Below are 17,683 nucleotides of genomic sequence, written 5' to 3' on the forward strand. Positions count from 1 at the left end.
ATTTTGTATAACCGAAATAAAGCATTGGATTCCCGCCTGCGCGGGAATGACGGTTGTTGCAAGTGCAGGCTGCTTTTTAACGAATAATCAAATCTTGCCAACCCGAATCCAAATTCCAGCCACGCGATGTGATGGCGTTGATTTGAAACGGTTTGGGCAATTTGCTCACACTCAAACTCAACCGAACGCTGGCTTCTACATCGCTTGGCGTGGCGTTGAGCAACGTGCCTTGTTTGAGCGTGCGCCAATTTGCAATCGCACCGACTGCTTTGAGTGCGGTGGTTAAGCTGCTGTATTCAGTAGAAAATGTGCCAACCGATACGCGATAACGGCTGGTGAGTGGGTGATACGATAGACGATAGTTTACGCGGTTTTCGTTGCTGACCAGTTGCGTGATTTTGCTGCGATACGATGCAAATGTCGGGCGTTCCAGTTGATACGACAACTCAAAATCCAGCGACACGCCTTGTTGCAGCGCATCGGTTAGCTGTTCGGGCAATTCGGTGGCAAAACGTGTGCTAATCGCCAGTTGTCCGTTGGGCAAGATTTGTGCTTCGCGGCGCGTGGACTGAATGTTTTCGGCATGGGCAATGGGCAACGTCATCAAGCCAATCATCAACACAAACACGCGCAAGCAGCCTGCACCCCAAAAAAGTGCAGGCTGCTTTGGTTTGGCTAACACATTATTTTTTGTGAATAAGCGCATAATAAAACCCATCTTGTTTTTCGTTGGGAATCAAAACTTTTTCTTCTAGCAAAGTGGCATCGGCATGACGGCGCAGGAATTTTTGGCATTGCAACTGGTTTTCCGCTTCAAAAATAGAACACGTTGCCAGCAACATTCGTCCGCCTTGTTTCAAGGTTTTCCACAATTCATCTAGCATGATTTCTTGCTGTTGCGCGGTTTTGAGCGCGTCGTTGGGGCGGCGCAACCATTTGATGTCGGGATTGCGTTTAATTGTGCCTGATGCGGTGCAAGGTACGTCTGCCAAAATCACATCAAACGGCACACCGTCCCACCATTCGGCTAAATTTTGGGCAGGTGAGCAATACAAAGCAGCCTGCAATTTTAATCGCGCCAAATTGTCTTGCACGCGAGCCAAACGTTTTTTGTCTATGTCTAACGCGGTGACGCTGCAATTGGCCAGTTCCAACAAATGCCCTGTTTTGCCGCCTGGAGCAGCGCAAGCGTCCAACACACGTTCGCCGTTTTGCGGATTGAGCAAATACGCCGCTTGCTGTGCGCCCCAGTCTTGCACCGACACCGCGCCATTGGCAAATTGCGGCAACTGGTTCACAGGCACAGGCGTGGTAATGCGAATGGCATAATCGTCCAATTTTTTGGCGGCAATGCCTGCTTGTTCCAACAGCAGCAAATAAGCATCGGCATTCATGTGGCGGCGATTGACGCGCAAGGTGAGCGGTGGGTGCGATTGAAACGCCGTTACCATATTGTGCCAATGTTTTGGGTACTGCGTTTGCAGGCTGCTTTGCAACCAAGTCGGCAAATTGAATTTGGCTATATTATTGAATTGACACGATTTATTCAACCCTTCTTGTTCGCGCTGAAAACGGCGCAAAATCGCATTGGCAAACGAGCGGTATTGTCCACGCCCCATTTTGCCGATGTATTCCACCGCTTCGTTTACAACTGCGTGTGGCGCGTTTTTGGTGTGATTGAGTTGATACATTGCCACCAGTAAATGCGCTTCTAGCAATGGGTTGTCCAACGGTTTGTTGAGCAATTTGCCCAGCATATAACGCAGGCTGCCCAAAAATCGCTGGCAACCATATGCCAAGTCTTGCAGCATGCCTTTGTCTTGCGCGGTTAAATCGGGATTTTGGGCGATGATGTTTGCCAATTCATCGGCAAGATTTTTGCCATTTGCTACCGCCAACACGGTTTGTGCAGCGAGTTTTTGTACCAAAGATAAAGACATCGTTTTGTTCTGAAATTGAAAAATAAATAGGGGGCAAGTGTATCACAACAAAAAAGCAGCCTGCACTTTTTGTTGATGAAAAGTTGCAGGCTGCTTTTTGTCATTCAAACCGCATTCTTACTATGCAAATACCGCACCGCTTCTTCCTGTTTGCCTGCCATAATATCGTCCATAGCGCGTAAGGATTTAGCGATTGCCGCATCCACCAATTCGCGTTCGGCAGCCGATGGCTTGTTCAACACAAAACCCACCACCAAAGCGCGGTCGCCAGGGTGTCCAATCCCCAAGCGTAGGCGATAAAAATTGGGCGTACCCATTTTCGCTTGAATGTCTTTTAAGCCATTGTGTCCGCCATTGCCGCCGCCCAGTTTGAAGCGAATTGCACCGCAATCAATGTCCAGTTCATCGTGTACCACCAAAATTTCTTCGGGCGCGATTTTGTAGAACTGCGCCAACGCCTGCACCGCCTTGCCCGACAAATTCATATAAGTATCGGGTTTGAGCAACCACACTTCGCCACCGGGGCGCGACACGCGAGCAACATCGCCAAAAAATTTCTTTTCGTTTTTCCAACTGGCTTTCCATTGCCACGCCAATTCGTCCAAAAACCAAAAACCAGCATTGTGGCGCGTTTTTTCGTATTCGGCAGTGGGGTTGCCCAAGCCGACAATCAATTTAATTTTCATGTTGATGAGATTCCTATTTTTTCTGCGCGACTCGTTTGCGGCGAGCGTCTTTTGGGTCAGCAAGCAAGGGGCGATACACTTCCACGCGGTCGCCATCGCGCAATACTGTGTCGTCTTTAACCGCTTTGCCGAATATGCCCAACAAAGCAGCCTGCACATCGGCATCGGGGAAATCGTGCAAAATCGGTGCTGCCAAAACGGCTTGTCGCGCCGTGCAGTCAGCGGCTAGGTGCAAGCGATACAATTTTTGCTGCGTGGCGGTGCCGTATGCCACTTCCACGGCGATTTTATCCATAGCGGCGATTCGCTTCCTGCACAAAGGCATCAACCAAACGATTGGTTACCACCGAAAACACAGGCGCAATCACACGGCTCAACAGTCCTGTTAATTCGTAGTGCAGCGTAAATTCAATCTGACACATGCCATCGCCCAAATCTACAAATTGCCAAGTGCCGTGCAGCGATTTAAACGGTCCTTCCAGCAAATTCATTTGGATTTGACGCAGCGGCTGGTTGTGGTTGTGCGTGGCAAAAGACTGGTTGATGCCCATGTAATCCATGTGTAGCCGCGCTTTGAGTTCGGTGTCGGTGCGCGACAAAATTTCGGTTTTGCCATACCACGGCAAAAATTGCGGGTAGTCTTCCACCCTGTCCACCAGCGCATACATCTTTTCCGCGCTGTGTAGCACCAAAACAGATTTTTTAATCGTTGCCATATTAAAGATTGCTTTCAAAATTTTGGGAGTGCAGGCTGCTTTTTATCGTTTATTCTTTCTTTTTACCTTGATTGGCAATGCCCATCAACAAAGCCAAAATAAACATAATCGACAAAGTTGCTGTGCCACCGTAGCTCACCAACGGCAATGGCACGCCCACCACAGGCAAAATGCCGCTTACCATGCCCATGTTCACAAAAGCGTAACAGAAAAAAGTCATGGTTAATGCGCCAGCCAAAGTGCGACTATACAAAGTCGGTGCGCGAGCAGCAATCACCAAACCGCGCCCCAAAATAATGGTGTACACCAACAGCAGCAAAATATTGCCCAGCAAACCAAACTCTTCCCCATACACGGCAAAAATAAAGTCGGTGGTGGATTCGGGAATGTAGTCCAAATGCGTTTGTGTGCCGTTGAGCCAGCCTTTGCCCCAAACGCCGCCCGAGCCAATCGCAATCATCGATTGCAAAATGTGATAGCCTGCGCCCAATGGGTCTTTGGTTGGGTCGAGCAGCGTGAGTACGCGCGTTTTTTGGTAGTCGTGCATGCCGTAATTCCAAATCAAGGGCAGCGATACGAAAAATAAAGTAAGCGAGCCAAACAGAGCTTTCCACGGCAATCCTGCAAAGAAAATCACAAACAAACCCGATGCCATAATCAGCGTGGCTGTGCCTAAATCGGGCTGCTTCAAAATCAAGCCACCTGGGATAATGATGATGCCCAGCGCGACAATGTAGTGATACCACGCCAAGCGTCCGTCATAGCGTTGGAAAAACCATGCCACCGTCATTGGCAAACCAATTTTCATGATTTCGGACGGCTGCAAGCGCACAATGCCCAAATTAAGCCAGCGTGTTGAGCCATTTACGGTGATGCCAAAAAAATGTACGCCCAGCAGCAAAACCACGCCAATCACATAAATCGGCAAGGCGAATTTGCTTAATATTTGTGGGCGAATTCGGGCAAAAATCGGCAACAAGCCCACGCCCAAAATGGTGTGTAGGGTTTTGTTTTCCAGTCGCCCAATGTCTCGTCCATCTGCGGAATACAGCAAAAACATACTCATCAAATACACCGCCAACACGGCATAAAACAGCCATGGGTCTAATGGATCCCATAGCAGGCGTTTGATTTTGATAAGCCAGTTATCAGTTGGTTGTTTCATGCTCATGGTTGTAAACTCGGTGATGAAGCAGCCTGCACTGCGGCTTTTTCCTGCGCTACGGCTTCAAAAGCAGCCTGCACTGGGCTTTTTTTCGTATTCAAGGGTGCAGTTAATTGCAACAATGGGTTAGACGTGCGTCTTGCGCCTTGCACTTCTGCGCTAACTTGCCCTGTTTGCAGGCGCAATAAATAAAAGTCGGTTAGTTGTCGTGCCAAAGGTGCGGCGTTTGCGCCCCAGCCTGCATTCTCCAAAATAACAGCAACGGCAATTTGCGGTTTATCCACAGGTGCAAAGGCAATGAACCATGCGTGGTCGCGGTGCTGTTCACGCAAAGCTGCGGCGTTATAAGTTTTGCCTTGTGCGATTTGCACCACTTGCGCCGTGCCTGTTTTACCGCCCATGGTATAGCTTAAACCTTCGCCAATTTTTCGCGCCGTGCCGCCTGCTTGCAATACGCGCTGCATCGCACGTTTTAAGTAATTGAAATTACTTAAAGAATAGGGCAGTTTACGCTCGGGCTGTGGGTCAATCACAGTAATTTGTTGGTTTTCGTGGTCGAGCATTTCTTTGACCAAATGTGGACGATACACCACGCCATTGTTCGCCAAAATCGCGGTGGCGTGTGCCATTTGCAATGGCGTGTAGGTGTTGTAACCCTGACCAATGCTCACAGGCACCATTTCGGCAATATTCCAACGGCGTTTGTTTTCGGGCAAGCGCGCAAAACGTTTTTCTTTCCACTCGGGCGTGGGCAAAATGCCTTGGTATTCGTTGGGCAGGTCGATGCCTGTTTTTTGCCCCAAACCAAATGCCGCCAAATAAGGCGCGGTTTTTTCTATGCCCAACTCAAAGCCGAGCTTATAGAAAAACGTGTCTGATGATACTTGAATCGCCTTGCTCAAATTTACCGAGCCGTGTCCGCTGCGAACCGAATCGCGGAACAAGTGCGATGTATTGGGAATACTCCACACACCTGGTGCAGACACAACCGTGTGTTGATTGATTTTGCCGCTTTCCAGCAACGCCATACCCATAAACGGTTTAAAAGTCGAACCTGGTGGATACAAACCTTGCGTAACACGGTTGATAAGCGGACGTTGCCAGTTTTCGTTTAGAGCTTTCCAACTGTCGCTGTCAATGCCATCGATAAAAATATTCGGGTCAAAATTGGGCTTGGACACAAACGCCAAAATGCCGCCTGTTTGTGGGTTAATCGCCACCATTGCGCCACGTTTATTGCCCATTAAGCGGTCGGCTTCTTGCTGCAAGCGAATATCCATCGACAAACGCAAGGTTTGCCCTGTTTGTGGCGGTTCGGAGCGAATCACGCGAATAATATTGCCTGCTGCGTCTTTTTCCACTTCTTGATAACCAGGTTTGCCGTGTAGCTGTTCTTCGTAATACGATTCCAAGCCCGATTTGCCGATGTGGGTTGTGCCACGATAGGCAATGGCACGATTGGTTTCGGTTAATTTGGTCATATCGTGGTCGCTGATGCGTCCGATGTAGCCCAAAAAGTGCGCGGTGAGCGAGCCAAATGGGTATTCGCGAAACGTGCGTGCGTTGATTTCTACGCCTTTAAAGCGATACAACTGTGCGGCAAGGCGCGAGGCTTCATCGGGCGTGAGTTTGAGTTTGAGCGGTACTTTTTCATACGAACGATAGTCGGCACGAAATTTGCGAAAACGGCGCAAATCGGCATCGTCCAACGCCACATAGCTGCGTAGCGATTCGATTAAATCGTCGATTTTGCCTTCGACTTGATTGGGGATAATTTCCAAAGAATAAGCAGGATAATTTTGCGCCAACACCACACCGTTTACATCGGTGATTTCGCCACGAATGGGTGGTGTGGGGATTAAACTAATACGGTTGGTGGCGGCTTGTGCCACATATTCATTGTGTTTTTCGACTTGTAAATAAACAAATCGCGCAATCAAAATCCCAAAAAACAATAAGATAAACATAAAAGCCACCACCAGTCGAAGCGCGAAATCACGCTGACGGGTGTTGGAATTGGAATAATTACCTGAAAGCTGGCGAGATGTTTTCATGAAATTAACGACGTAGATAACGGAAGTTCAAAATGGAAACCATGATTTTGTTGAGCAGCGGCCACAACAATGCACCCACAAGCGGAGATAAGAACACCAACCAGTCAGAAAAATGATGAGTAAAACGCAAACGCACCAACGTCAAAACCACTTCGTTGCACAACAGAGCAACAAAAACCACAACGGCTTGTATACCATAATTGTGCAGCACAATTTGACGGCGATTGCGAATAATCAAATAGGCAGAAAACATATAAGACAACGCATGCTGCCCCAGAGGCGCAGCTACACCAATATCGGTTAATAGTCCTAATAAAAATGCTGTGCCAATATCTACACTTTGTGGGCGATTAATCAGCCAATACATCAACATCATGGCAGTAAATTCGGGTAACCAATGAAACAAATCGCTCGATAAAGGAATAAAGTCCAAAAGCATCGCAATAGCAAAGCTAATATAAATCAGATGCTTTGGTATTCTACTGTAAAAATTTTCGGATTCAATCATGGCGTGGTAATCGGTGCAGATACAGGCGCAGAAGCAGCCTGCACAGGTTGTTGCGGTAAGATTAAAACAAATTTGCTGCGATGCAAGGCAGCAATAGGTTCAAGCTGCACACGATAAAACGGCGTACCTGCATTGCGGCTGGTTTGCATCACACGCGCCACAGGAATCCCCGCAGGATAAATGCTATCCAAGCCCGATGTGATTAAAACATCATTGGGCTGCAAATCGGAATCGGTTGGGAAATAGCGCAAAGTTAAGCTGCCACTGCCGCCATACACCAAAGTTCGCATACCTGTACGCATCACCATCACTGGAATGGTTAGGCTGCCATCGGTTAAAGGGCTAATTTCGGCAGAAATTGGATGGACTTGGCTCACTTGTCCAATCAAACCTGCATCGTCCACCACCGCATCGCCCACTTGAATGTGATGATTGCTGCCCTTGTTAATCACCAATCGGCTGCCCACAGGCTCGCGACCATTGGAGATGACTTCGGCTGCTAAACCATCGCTTAATGCTTTTTGTTTTAACGATAACAAAGACTTAACATCGTTTAATTCGCGCAACTGAATTTCTGCCTGACGTGTTCGCATTTTTAATTGCGTGTTTTCCAAAGTCAAGCGTTGATTTTCAGCCAATAAATAATTTTGCGATTGAAACAATGCGCTGCTGTATTCGTACCATTCAATCGGTTGATTGGCGAGCCATTGCAGCGGATACAAAGCCGTAGCGACATATCGCTTGGCATTTTGTACCGCCGCATAACGGCTATCGAGCATCAACAAGGCAATCGCCACCAATGACAAACAAATCAGTTTGTTGGCGGAGCTAATACCTTTTTTGGAAAACGACAAAGAATGGTCAGACATAATGTTTCTCGTGCAAAAGCAGCCTGCACCTTAATATTAAAGATTATTCACAAATACCGAATTCAATTTACCAATCATATCCAGCGCACGACCTGAACCGCGCACCACGCAAGTTAAAGCATCTTCTGCAATCAAAACAGGCAAGCCTGTTTCTTCGGCAAGCAAGCGGTCAATCCCTTTGAGCAATGCACCGCCGCCAGTCAAAACCATACCACGTTCGGCAATGTCCGCACCCAATTCGGGTGGTGTTTGCTCCAAAGCATTGCGAACCGCCTGCACGATTTGGCTCAATGGGTCTGCCAAGGCTTCCAATACTTCGTTTGATGTAATGGTAAACGCGCGTGGAATACCTTCTGCCAAATTGCGACCTTTCACTTCCATTTCGGTTACTTCGGTGCTTGGGAACGCCGAGCCAATGCGTTTTTTGATTTCTTCCGCAGTCGCTTCGCCAATGACCATGCCATAGTTACGGCGCACATATTGAATAATCGCTTCGTCAAAGGTATCGCCACCAATGCGAATAGAGTGTGAATACACCACGCCCGACAAAGAAATCACGCCCACTTCGGTTGTGCCACCGCCAATATCCACCACCATCGAACCCGTTGGCTCATCAACTGGCAAGCCTGCACCAATCGCCGCTGCCATAGGCTCTTCAATCAAATATACTTCTGACGCGTTCGCTTCTTTGGCAGAGTCGCGAATCGCTTTGCGTTCTACTTGCGTTGCGCCACAAGGTACACAAATCACAATGCGTGGCGACGCCGCCCATTTGCTGTTGTTTACTTTGCGGATAAATTCTTTGAGCATTTTGCCTGTGATATAAAAGTCTGCAATCACGCCATCTTTTAAAGGACGAATTGCTTGAATACCACTTGGTGTACGACCTAACATTTTTTTTGCATCTGCACCCACTGCTAACGTATCGTTTTTGCCATATTGGTCCGTTTGCACAGCAACCACAGATGGCTCGTCCAGCACAATGCCTTTGCTTTTGATATAAATTAATGTGTTGGCAGTGCCTAAATCAATCGCGATATCATTAGAAAAATAGCGAGTCAAAAAATCAAACATGTCAAAATCCTGAATAAAATATTAAATATAAACAACTAGTAAAGCATGATAATCTTAGCAAGCAGCCTGCAAAATCATCATGCTTATGAATCTTTTTTCGGTTATAATCACGCAATTTGCGGATAAAATAACGCGCAATGATACCCTAAATCAAGCCATTGCAAAATTAAATTTAAAGGATTTAACCATGTCTTTAACCATGAACGATGTAGAAAAAATTGCCCAACTTTCACGCCTTGCCTTAAACGAAACCGAAAAACAAGCCACGTTGGACAAACTCAATTCCATTTTTGAGCTAGTAGAAAAAATGCAAGCCGTAGATACCACAGGCGTAGAGCCACTGACCCACCCACACGAAGTTGCCTTGCGTTTGCGCGATGATGCGGTTACCGAAACCGACCACGCCGCTGAATACCAAGCCGTTGCGCCCGAAGTAAAAAATCGCTTGTATATTGTGCCGCAAGTGATTGGCGAATAAGTGCCAAGTGCAGACTGCTTTTTGAACGTCAAACGTAGGTTGAGGTCTTGCCTCTAACATTTTCTCCGTAAATATCATTGAATTTGGAAAATGTCGGGGTCAAACCCCGACCTACAATCGTTCTATTCAAATTATTGTCAAAAAACAGAAAGAAAACAATGCCAACTTACACCCTAAAACAAGCCAGCGAATTGCTGCAAACCAAACAAATCTCTGCCGTAGAATTGGCAACCGAATACCTAAACGCCATTGACGCGCAAAACGCCACCATCAACGGCTACATCACATTAGAACGCGACAAAACCCTAGCCGAAGCCGAAGCCGCCGATGCCAAAATCGCCGCAGGCAACGCCCACGCATTAACAGGCGTACCAGTCGCATTCAAAGACATTTTCTGTCAAACAGGTTGGCGCACCGCTTGCGCGTCCAAAATGTTGGACAATTTCATCGCGCCCTACACCGCAACTGTGGTGCAAAACCTGTTGGACGTGGGCATGGTAACGCTCGGTCGCACCAATATGGACGAATTTGCGATGGGTTCAACCAACGAAAATTCATTCTATGGCGCGGTTCACAATCCGTTTAATCACGGACACGTTGCGGGCGGCTCTTCGGGCGGTTCGGCGGCGGTGGTGGGTGCACGTTTAGCCCCTGTTGCGTTGGGTTCGGACACGGGCGGCTCAATCCGCCAACCTGCTTCACATTGCGGCATTACGGGCTTGAAACCGACTTATGGCATGGTGTCGCGTTTCGGTATGATTGCCTACGCTTCAAGTTTTGACCAAGCTGGTCCAATGGCGCAAACCGCGGAAGATTGCGCGATTTTGTTGAACCAAATGGCAAGTTTTGATGAACGCGATTCCACCAGTTTAGAACGCGAGCGCGAAGATTACACACGCGATTTAAATCAACCGCTTAAAGGTTTGAAAGTCGGTCTGCCAAAAGAATATTTCACGAATAACAACAGCGCGGACGTGCAGGCTGCTTTGGAAAACGCGAAAACGCTGTTGCAACAACAAGGAGCGGAATTGGTGGAAGTGTCGTTGCCGCAAACGGAATTGTCTATTCCAGCTTATTATGTGTTGACTTCGGCGGAAGCGAGTACGAATTTGTCGCGCTATGACGGCGTTCGCTACGGACACCGCGCCGCGCAGTTCGGCAATTTGGACGAGATGTACAGCAACACGCGCACCGAAGGTTTTGGCAGCGAAGTGAAACGCCGCATTATGATTGGCACTTATGTGTTGTCGCACGGTTATTATGACGCTTACTATTTGAAAGCGCAGAAATTGCGCCGTTTGGTGGCGAATGATTTTCAGGCTGCCTTTGCGAAATGTGATGTGATTTTAGCGCCGAATGCGCCGACTGCTGCGCCTGCGTTGAACAGTTTAAATCAAGACCCTGTTCAAGCGTATTTGTCTGATATTTATACGATTGCGGTGAATTTGGCTGGTTTGCCAGCGTTGAGTTTGCCAGCAGGCATGGGCGCGGACGGTTTGCCGATTGGCGTTCAGTTGATTGGCAATTATTTCAGCGAAGCGAAGATTTTGGGCACAGCGCATCAAATGCAGTTGAATAGCGATTGGCATACGAAAACGCCAGTGTAAATGCGTTGATTAAAAGTGCAGGCTGCTTTTATCCCCCAAAAAACCAGCCTGCACATTCTCCCACAAATTTTATATAATCCCATTTTCCCAACACAAGGAACACCACCATGTACGACAAATACCAATCCGATACCACGCAATTTTTAAATGAATACTTAAAACAACACCCCGAAGAAGAAGCCAAACGCTTAAACAACCGCAATTTGTTGTGGGACGTGGAACTCAATCCCGAAGAACAAGCAGGCTTTGAAGCGGCAAAATTACCAAAAAAACCCTACGCCTACCAACCCGACTAATCCCAAAGCAGCCTGCACATGACGGTTCAAGCCACAAACTTCACGCCCGAATTGCTGGATTATTTGCGCCAAATCAGTGCGACCGAATCACCTGTGTTGGCGCAAATTCGCGCTCAAACGGCACAGCATCGCTTGGGTAAAATGGCGATTGCGCCCGAACAATCCGCGCTGCTGACTTGGTTGGCGCAACTTTTGGGCGTTCGCAAATATTTGGAAGTGGGCGTGTTCACAGGGTATAGCAGCACCGCAATGGCGTTGGCGTTGCCCGATGACGCGCGGCTCACTTGTTGCGACATCAACGTAACCTTCACCGATGAAGCGCAACAGCATTGGTGCAACGCAGGCGTGTCGCACAAAATCACTTTGCACTTGCAGCCTGCACTCATCACGATGGACGAACTCATCGCAGCAGGCGAAAACAATAGCTACGACATGGCGTTTATTGATGCCGACAAACCGCCCACGCCACATTATTTTGAACGTGCGTTGCAGCTGGTGCGTTCGGGCGGCATTATCGCGATAGACAATTTATTGTTGGGTGGACGCATTGTGCAGGCTGCTTCGGCGCACAGCCCAGCCAGCCATGCGATTTTGCGTGATTTCAATGCCAGCCTGCCCCACGATTCACGCATTGTGCCTTTAACCCTGCCTTTGGGTGATGGCTTAACCCTAGTCCGCAAAAAATAATCATGAAACATGGTTTATCTGTTGATTTATTTGCCGCGCAGTTGCCCGATTTGCGCGGCAAACACGTTTGTGTCGCATTAAGCGGCGGCGTAGATTCGGTGGTGTTGCTGCATTTGTTCGCGCAAGCCCAAAGCAGCCTGCAACTTACCAGCTTATCTGCACTACACATTCATCACGGCTTAAACGCGCAAGCAGACCAATGGCAAGCATTTTGCGCGGATTACGCCAGCAGCCTGCATATTCCGTTTACCGCACAATCGGTTCGCATACAAACAAACGGCTTGGGGATTGAAGCTGCCGCCCGACAAGCGCGTTATCAAATCTTCGCCCAACAAAATGCCGATTTCATTGCGCTGGCACATCATCAAAACGACCAAATCGAAACGTTTTGGCTTGCTGCATTGCGCGGAGGCAGCCTACGTGCCTTGTCTGCCATGCCCAAAATGCGCGATTTGCCACGCGAAAATCGTGCAGGCTGCTTGACTTTGTTGCGCCCCTTGTTACCGTTTACACGCGAACAAATCGTGCAATACGCACAGCAAAATCAACTGGATTTTGTGTACGACAACAGCAACGACAATCCCAATTTTTTGCGTAACTGGGTGCGCCTGCATTTGCTGCCCAGCATCGTGCAAAAGCAGCCTGCACACGCGCAACACCTGCTACACAGCATCGCCACGCTGCAAGAAGAACGCGCCCTGCTAGACGAAATCATCGCCGAAGATTGGCAACGCATTCAGCATAATGCCTTGTTTTCTCAACGCTTATGGCAAACATTAAGTCCAGCGCGACAACATCAAATGCTACACCAATTCGCACAACGCAACGAACTGGGCGCACCCAGCAAAAGCAGCCTGCACCAATTTGCCCAACAACTGCGCCATGCACAATCGGGCGAATGGACGTTGCCACGCGGACGAGCGGTATTGTATCGCGATTATTTGTTTGCCATTCCGCACGATTTGGGCGCAAGCTGGACATGGTTGCACCGCACGCAAACCAATCTACCCAACGAACTGCGTTGGCATAATCCGCCCGAACACGCAAGCAGCCTGCACTATCGTGCTGCCACACGCGATGACGTGCTACACACATCAATCGGGCGCAAAAACGTGTTCCGCTTGTTGCAAGAAAAACACGTTCCGCCATTTGCACGACCGCTTTGGGCGATTGCTTGCAACGAAGCGGGGCAATGTGTTGCCGTTGCCAATATTCGCAGCAGCAGCGAGCTGGGCGATGCGCGACTGCAATGTGATGAATTGCATAGATTTATGGCATAAATTCCAGTAAGATACGCCACCTTAAAAACCCATTTATTCAATCATGAAAGCACATTTAATTACCCTAACCACCTTATCTTTATTGGCATTGAGCGCGTGTTCCGACACACCGCCAGCTAGTCCACAAAAAACCGAAGCATCTGCACCAGCCAGCAGCCCAGCCGTTGCCAGCGAGCCAGTTGCCCAAACAAGCACCGCCAGCGCAGCAGCCACACCCGTTGTAACTGCCAGCCCTGCCGAGCAAGCGAAACAGCTGCACGATGCGATTGAACGCTTCAAAGACGAAGCCGCGCAACGTGTGGTCGAAATCCGCAAAACCACAATGCAGCCCAGCACCGCGCAAACAATAGAAATTATCCGCGCCGAAGCCGCTGCCATTCGCCAAGCCGCACAAGATTTGCAAAAGTTGCCGTTAGCTGATGCCGAAGTTGTGCAAACACGCGATTTGTTTGCAAAATATATGACCTTGTTTGCCGAAGCCAGCGAAGCACAAATCAATGCAGCAGAATTGATACAGCAAGGCAAACAAAGCGAAGTGCAAGCCATTACCGCGAATATGGACACGCTGCCAGCCGCGCAAGAAGCCGCAGATAAGGCTTATGCAGATTTGTTGAAAAAATACCAAATTGCACAATAAAAAGCAGCCTGCACTTACGCATTGCCGTCATTCCCGCGCAGGTGGGAATCTATCTAACCCATTCAGTTATCAGAATAATATTCTGTTATTTAAAAATAGTGCGTTGGATTCCTGCCTACGCAGGAATGACGGCAGATAATCGTTTTCGCAAAAAAAAGCAGCCTGCACTTTTCCCTTTCCCCTTTTTATTTGATAGACAAAACACCATGAAAACATCTGAACTACGCCAAAAATATTTACAATTTTTTGAAAGCAAAGGACACCAAATCGTCCGTTCGTCTAGCCTTGTGCCGCACGAAGACCCAACTTTGCTGTTTACCAACGCAGGCATGAACCAATTTAAAGACGTGTTTCTCGGCTTTGACAAACGCGCCTACAACCGCGCCACCACCGCCCAAAAATGCGTACGCGCAGGCGGCAAACACAACGACTTGGAAAACGTGGGCTACACCGCTCGCCACCACACATTCTTTGAAATGTTGGGTAACTTCTCATTCGGTGATTATTTCAAACAACAAGCCATTCATTACGCTTGGGAATTTTTGACATCACCAGAATGGTTGAACATTCCAAAAGAAAAATTGCTCGTAACCGTGTACGCGGAAGACGACGAAGCCTACAACATTTGGCACAACGAAATCGGCATTCCAGCCGAGCGCATTGTCCGCATTGGCGACAACAAAGGCGCGAAATACGCGTCCGATAACTTCTGGCAAATGGGCGACACAGGTCCTTGCGGTCCTTGCACCGAAATTTTCTACGACCACGGCGAAGAAATTTGGGGTGGCATTCCAGGCAGCGCAGAAGAAGATGGCGACCGTTGGATTGAAATTTGGAATAACGTGTTTATGCAATTCAACCGCGACGAGCAAGGCAATATGAATCCGTTGCCAAAACCGTCCGTAGATACGGGCATGGGCTTGGAGCGTATGGCGGCGGTATTACAACACGTTCACAGCAACTATGAAATTGATTTGTTTCAAAATTTGGTGAAAGCGGCGGCGCGTGAGACTGGCGTGGCGTTTAGCATGGACGTGCCGAGCTTGAAAGTGATTGCCGACCACATTCGTGCGTGTTCGTTTTTGATTGCGGACGGTGTGTTGCCGTCAAATGAAGGGCGCGGTTATGTGTTGCGCCGCATTATTCGCCGTGCGGTGCGACATGGTTATAAATTGGGTCAAAAAGGCGCGTTTTTTCATAAATTAGTGCCTGATTTGGTTAAAGAAATGGGCGACGCTTACCCTGAATTGAAAGAAAAACAAGCGCAAATCATGGACGCGCTGAAAAACGAAGAAACCCGTTTTGCCGAAACGTTAGAAAAAGGCATGGGTTTATTGGAAAACGCTTTAAACACAAGCACTCAAACATTATCAGGCGAAGTGATTTTCAAATTGTATGATACTTACGGTTTCCCATACGATTTGACAGCCGACATCTGCCGTGAACGCGATGTGGAAATGGACGAAGACGGCTTCAATCGCGAAATGGAAGCCCAACGCGCTCGCGCTCGTTCAGCACAAAATTTCAAAGCCAATACGCAACTGGATTACAATGGCGCAGACACCGAATTTACAGGTTACACCAACCGTTCAGGCAGCGCGAAAATCATCGCCTTATACAAAGGCAGCGAAGCCGTGAATGAATTGCGCGAAGGCGAAACTGGCGCAGTTGTGTTAGACCAAACCCCATTCTACGCAGAAAGTGGCGGTCAAGTGGGCGATGTGGGCAATATTATTGCTGGTGCAAATCGCTTTGAAGTGCGCGACACGCAAAAAATCAAAGCGGCGGTTACAGGTCAATTCGGCGCGGTTGTTTCAGGCAGCCTGAAAATTGGCGACACGGTTGTGGCGGAAGTGGACAACGCCATCCGCGACAGCATTACACGCAACCACAGCGTAACGCACTTGATGCACAAAGCCTTACGCGATGTGTTGGGCGAACACGTTGAACAAAAAGGCAGCCTGCAAAATGCGGAATTAACGCGCTTTGATATTTCGCATAATCAAGCCATTACGGCTGATGAAATCGCGCAAATTGAACGCAAAGTAAACGCGGCAATCATCGCCAACGTGCCTGTGAAAGTGGAAACCATGTCCATTGAAGACGCGCAAAAATCGGGCGCGATGATGTTGTTTGGTGAAAAATACGGCGATTTCGTTCGCGTGGTAACGATGGGCGAGTATTCAACCGAATTGTGTGGCGGTACACACGTTGCGCGGACGGGCGATATTGGTTTGTTCAAAATCATCAGCGAGGGCGGTATCGCGGCTGGTGTGCGCCGTGTGGAAGCGGTAACAGGTTTAGTGGCGTTGGATTTGGTACAAAATCAAGAAACCTTGATTAAAAACATCATCGCCGAAGTGAAAGCACAAACCGAAAAAGACGTATTGACCAAAATCCAAGCCAACGCAGCCCAAGCCAAAGCCACCGAAAAAGCATTGGCAGCCGCAAAAGCGGAATTGGCGGTACACGCTGGCGCGAAATTGTTGGATAACGCGAAAGATTTGGGCGCGGCAAGTTTGGTTGTGGCGCAAATTGACGCGGACGCTGGCGCATTGCGCGACATCGTTACCGATTTGACTGGTAAGTCGGACAAGGCGGTGGTGTTGTTGGCGGCGGTGAATGACGGCAAAGTGGCGTTGTGCGTTGGTGTATCTAAACCTTTGACAGCAAAAGTGAAAGCGGGCGATTTGGTGAAATTCGCGGCGGAACAAGTTGGCGGTAAAGGTGGTGGTCGTCCTGATTTGGCGCAAGCTGGCGGTACGGATGTTGCCAAGCTGCCTGAAACGTTGGCTAGCGTGGAAGCTTTTGTTAAAAATTTGATTTAATGTGAAAAAGGCTGCCTGAAAGTTTAAAAATGGACTTTCAGGCAGCCTGAATTTTTCGGGAGAATGAAAATGCCTGTATTTGAAACAGAACGTGCCAGTCGTATTAGTTCACGTTTTAGTTCTTCTATTATCGTTTCTAATGAAGTGATTAATGGAGAAGATGTTACTGTATTTCGTAGTAAACAGAGTATTCCTTATTTAAAAGACCAAGTATTTGACTACTATTGTGCCAATTTTCAAGTTAAAATTTTTGAATTTGAATGTGATGAAAACGGTACAGTTTTGAAATTTAAATTGGATTAAATCATGACGACCACACGACCGACTTTACCGAAATTATTAGCTAATAAAAGTGCAGATGAATTGCGAAAATTATTGATTGATTTGGCAAAATCTAGCAAAGACACACGCGAAGCCATTTTTGAATACTACGGGCAATATCAATCGCCTGAAGAATTTGAATCCACATTCAAAAAGCAAAAGAAGCAAAATTTCTACACCTATTCGCGCATGATGGACGAGTATTACGCGGATTCTGCCAAAGCCAAAAAAACTTTGCGAAAATATAGCCGACATCAGCTTTATTCGCCGTTGGTTAAAATTTTGGTCGCGGAACATTTGGGCGTGGTTTTAACGAATGATACGGAATACGATTTTGAAGAATTGCTTGATGTGTTTATGGATTGTTGTTGGGGGATTTATCAACTGGCGTTAGCGGAAAAAATTCCCGATGTTTTGTTACCGAGATTTTGGCAATTTGTTGATACGGTGAATACGCAGCATATTTATGAACAATATGAAGATTACCGTGTGTTATTTCGGGAAATTAAAAAAGGGGCTGTCCTAGATAACTAGGGA

19 protein-coding genes are annotated in these 17,683 nt (G+C 47.9%); 9 read left to right on the forward strand and 10 right to left on the reverse strand.

The features are described from left to right. Nucleotides 1-76: 76 nt before the first annotated feature. From BQ5809_RS06995 to BQ5809_RS07040, 10 genes are all read right to left on the reverse strand, one after another. Nucleotides 77-718, reverse strand: coding sequence for a DUF4390 domain-containing protein (locus BQ5809_RS06995; RefSeq protein WP_003787673.1), 642 nt, complete (start codon nt 716-718; stop codon nt 77-79). Next, nucleotides 684-1,940: a 16S rRNA (cytosine(967)-C(5))-methyltransferase RsmB gene (rsmB, locus tag BQ5809_RS07000; protein WP_003787671.1), complete on the reverse strand. Its 1,257-nt coding sequence runs from the start codon at nt 1,938-1,940 to the stop codon at nt 684-686. The genes BQ5809_RS06995 and rsmB overlap by 35 nt, the downstream gene beginning before the upstream one ends. A gap of 104 nt (nt 1,941-2,044) precedes the next feature. After that, nucleotides 2,045-2,626, reverse strand: coding sequence for an aminoacyl-tRNA hydrolase (pth, locus tag BQ5809_RS07005; protein ID WP_003787669.1), 582 nt, complete (start codon nt 2,624-2,626; stop codon nt 2,045-2,047). A 13-nt stretch (nt 2,627-2,639) separates the two neighbouring features. After that, on the reverse strand, nt 2,640-2,921 hold the full coding sequence (locus BQ5809_RS07010; protein ID WP_003787667.1) for an RnfH family protein: 282 nt from the start codon (nt 2,919-2,921) through the stop codon (nt 2,640-2,642). Beyond that, nucleotides 2,914-3,342 (reverse strand): type II toxin-antitoxin system RatA family toxin, encoded by a 429-nt coding sequence (locus BQ5809_RS07015; RefSeq protein ID WP_003787665.1) that lies wholly within the window; start codon nt 3,340-3,342, stop codon nt 2,914-2,916. Before BQ5809_RS07015 ends, BQ5809_RS07010 begins: the two co-directional genes overlap by 8 nt. Before the next feature lie 49 nt (nt 3,343-3,391). Next, nucleotides 3,392-4,513 carry a rod shape-determining protein RodA gene (gene rodA / locus BQ5809_RS07020; protein ID WP_003787663.1) on the reverse strand — a complete coding sequence of 374 codons (1,122 nt, stop codon included), beginning with the start codon at nt 4,511-4,513 and terminating at the stop codon, nt 3,392-3,394. Continuing rightward, nucleotides 4,510-6,561 (reverse strand): penicillin-binding protein 2, encoded by a 2,052-nt coding sequence (gene mrdA / locus BQ5809_RS07025; RefSeq protein WP_003787661.1) that lies wholly within the window; start codon nt 6,559-6,561, stop codon nt 4,510-4,512. Before mrdA ends, rodA begins: the two co-directional genes overlap by 4 nt. A gap of 4 nt (nt 6,562-6,565) precedes the next feature. Continuing rightward, entirely contained in the window at nt 6,566-7,069 is a 504-nt protein-coding gene (gene mreD, locus BQ5809_RS07030; protein WP_003787660.1) for a rod shape-determining protein MreD, read from the reverse strand. Further along, complete coding sequence (mreC, locus tag BQ5809_RS07035; RefSeq protein ID WP_003787658.1) at nt 7,066-7,938, reverse strand: rod shape-determining protein MreC; 873 nt, start codon at nt 7,936-7,938, stop codon at nt 7,066-7,068. Before mreC ends, mreD begins: the two co-directional genes overlap by 4 nt. 36 nt (nt 7,939-7,974) lie before the next feature. Beyond that, nucleotides 7,975-9,012, reverse strand: coding sequence for a rod shape-determining protein (locus BQ5809_RS07040; RefSeq protein ID WP_003787655.1), 1,038 nt, complete (start codon nt 9,010-9,012; stop codon nt 7,975-7,977). A 187-nt stretch (nt 9,013-9,199) separates the two neighbouring features. Here BQ5809_RS07040 and gatC point away from each other — a divergent pair, with 187 nt between their 5' ends. The 9 genes from gatC to BQ5809_RS07085 all read left to right on the forward strand — a co-directional run bounded on the left by gatC (nt 9,200) and on the right by BQ5809_RS07085 (nt 17,680). Next, nucleotides 9,200-9,490 (forward strand): Asp-tRNA(Asn)/Glu-tRNA(Gln) amidotransferase subunit GatC, encoded by a 291-nt coding sequence (gene gatC / locus BQ5809_RS07045; protein ID WP_026036285.1) that lies wholly within the window; start codon nt 9,200-9,202, stop codon nt 9,488-9,490. A 158-nt stretch (nt 9,491-9,648) separates the two neighbouring features. Beyond that, nucleotides 9,649-11,097, forward strand: a complete 1,449-nt coding sequence (gatA, locus tag BQ5809_RS07050) for an Asp-tRNA(Asn)/Glu-tRNA(Gln) amidotransferase subunit GatA (RefSeq protein WP_003787651.1) — start codon at nt 9,649-9,651, stop codon at nt 11,095-11,097. A 107-nt stretch (nt 11,098-11,204) separates the two neighbouring features. Next, on the forward strand, nt 11,205-11,393 hold the full coding sequence (locus BQ5809_RS07055; protein WP_003787650.1) for a DUF3460 family protein: 189 nt from the start codon (nt 11,205-11,207) through the stop codon (nt 11,391-11,393). A gap of 18 nt (nt 11,394-11,411) precedes the next feature. Continuing rightward, nucleotides 11,412-12,080 carry an O-methyltransferase gene (locus BQ5809_RS07060; RefSeq protein ID WP_003787647.1) on the forward strand — a complete coding sequence of 223 codons (669 nt, stop codon included), beginning with the start codon at nt 11,412-11,414 and terminating at the stop codon, nt 12,078-12,080. A gap of 2 nt (nt 12,081-12,082) precedes the next feature. Continuing rightward, a complete protein-coding gene (gene tilS / locus BQ5809_RS07065) occupies nt 12,083-13,360 on the forward strand; it encodes a tRNA lysidine(34) synthetase TilS (RefSeq protein WP_003787646.1) in 1,278 nt (425 codons plus the stop codon). A gap of 43 nt (nt 13,361-13,403) precedes the next feature. After that, entirely contained in the window at nt 13,404-13,997 is a 594-nt protein-coding gene (locus BQ5809_RS07070) for a hypothetical protein (RefSeq protein WP_003787645.1), read from the forward strand. 206 nt (nt 13,998-14,203) lie between these two features. Beyond that, nucleotides 14,204-16,825, forward strand: a complete 2,622-nt coding sequence (gene alaS, locus BQ5809_RS07075; RefSeq protein ID WP_032827797.1) for an alanine--tRNA ligase — start codon at nt 14,204-14,206, stop codon at nt 16,823-16,825. A 69-nt stretch (nt 16,826-16,894) separates the two neighbouring features. Further along, a complete protein-coding gene (locus BQ5809_RS07080; RefSeq protein ID WP_230478942.1) occupies nt 16,895-17,128 on the forward strand; it encodes a hypothetical protein in 234 nt (77 codons plus the stop codon). Nucleotides 17,129-17,131: 3 nt separating this feature from the next. Next, the gene (locus tag BQ5809_RS07085) at nt 17,132-17,680 is read left to right on the forward strand and encodes a hypothetical protein (protein WP_003787640.1); all 549 of its coding nucleotides are present in this window, start codon (nt 17,132-17,134) and stop codon (nt 17,678-17,680) included. Nucleotides 17,681-17,683 lie beyond the last annotated feature (3 nt).

The sequence above is a fragment of the Kingella kingae ATCC 23330 genome (assembly GCF_900111845.1).
In the GTDB taxonomy this organism is placed as follows: domain Bacteria; phylum Pseudomonadota; class Gammaproteobacteria; order Burkholderiales; family Neisseriaceae; genus Kingella; species Kingella kingae.

What these genes read in the sequence shown, in the direction of transcription:
- BQ5809_RS06995 (WP_003787673.1), bottom strand. Translation starts at nt 718, where the DNA reads ATGGGTTTTATTATGCGCTTATTCACAAAAAATAATGTGTTAGCCAAA.
- rsmB (WP_003787671.1), bottom strand. Translation starts at nt 1,940, where the DNA reads ATGTCTTTATCTTTGGTACAAAAACTCGCTGCACAAACCGTGTTGGCG.
- pth (WP_003787669.1), bottom strand. Translation starts at nt 2,626, where the DNA reads ATGAAAATTAAATTGATTGTCGGCTTGGGCAACCCCACTGCCGAATAC.
- BQ5809_RS07010 (WP_003787667.1), bottom strand. Translation starts at nt 2,921, where the DNA reads ATGGATAAAATCGCCGTGGAAGTGGCATACGGCACCGCCACGCAGCAA.
- BQ5809_RS07015 (WP_003787665.1), bottom strand. Translation starts at nt 3,342, where the DNA reads ATGGCAACGATTAAAAAATCTGTTTTGGTGCTACACAGCGCGGAAAAG.
- rodA (WP_003787663.1), bottom strand. Translation starts at nt 4,513, where the DNA reads ATGAGCATGAAACAACCAACTGATAACTGGCTTATCAAAATCAAACGC.
- mrdA (WP_003787661.1), bottom strand. Translation starts at nt 6,561, where the DNA reads ATGAAAACATCTCGCCAGCTTTCAGGTAATTATTCCAATTCCAACACC.
- mreD (WP_003787660.1), bottom strand. Translation starts at nt 7,069, where the DNA reads ATGATTGAATCCGAAAATTTTTACAGTAGAATACCAAAGCATCTGATT.
- mreC (WP_003787658.1), bottom strand. Translation starts at nt 7,938, where the DNA reads ATGTCTGACCATTCTTTGTCGTTTTCCAAAAAAGGTATTAGCTCCGCC.
- BQ5809_RS07040 (WP_003787655.1), bottom strand. Translation starts at nt 9,012, where the DNA reads ATGTTTGATTTTTTGACTCGCTATTTTTCTAATGATATCGCGATTGAT.
- gatC (WP_026036285.1), top strand. Translation starts at nt 9,200, where the DNA reads ATGTCTTTAACCATGAACGATGTAGAAAAAATTGCCCAACTTTCACGC.
- gatA (WP_003787651.1), top strand. Translation starts at nt 9,649, where the DNA reads ATGCCAACTTACACCCTAAAACAAGCCAGCGAATTGCTGCAAACCAAA.
- BQ5809_RS07055 (WP_003787650.1), top strand. Translation starts at nt 11,205, where the DNA reads ATGTACGACAAATACCAATCCGATACCACGCAATTTTTAAATGAATAC.
- BQ5809_RS07060 (WP_003787647.1), top strand. Translation starts at nt 11,412, where the DNA reads ATGACGGTTCAAGCCACAAACTTCACGCCCGAATTGCTGGATTATTTG.
- tilS (WP_003787646.1), top strand. Translation starts at nt 12,083, where the DNA reads ATGAAACATGGTTTATCTGTTGATTTATTTGCCGCGCAGTTGCCCGAT.
- BQ5809_RS07070 (WP_003787645.1), top strand. Translation starts at nt 13,404, where the DNA reads ATGAAAGCACATTTAATTACCCTAACCACCTTATCTTTATTGGCATTG.
- alaS (WP_032827797.1), top strand. Translation starts at nt 14,204, where the DNA reads ATGAAAACATCTGAACTACGCCAAAAATATTTACAATTTTTTGAAAGC.
- BQ5809_RS07080 (WP_230478942.1), top strand. Translation starts at nt 16,895, where the DNA reads ATGCCTGTATTTGAAACAGAACGTGCCAGTCGTATTAGTTCACGTTTT.
- BQ5809_RS07085 (WP_003787640.1), top strand. Translation starts at nt 17,132, where the DNA reads ATGACGACCACACGACCGACTTTACCGAAATTATTAGCTAATAAAAGT.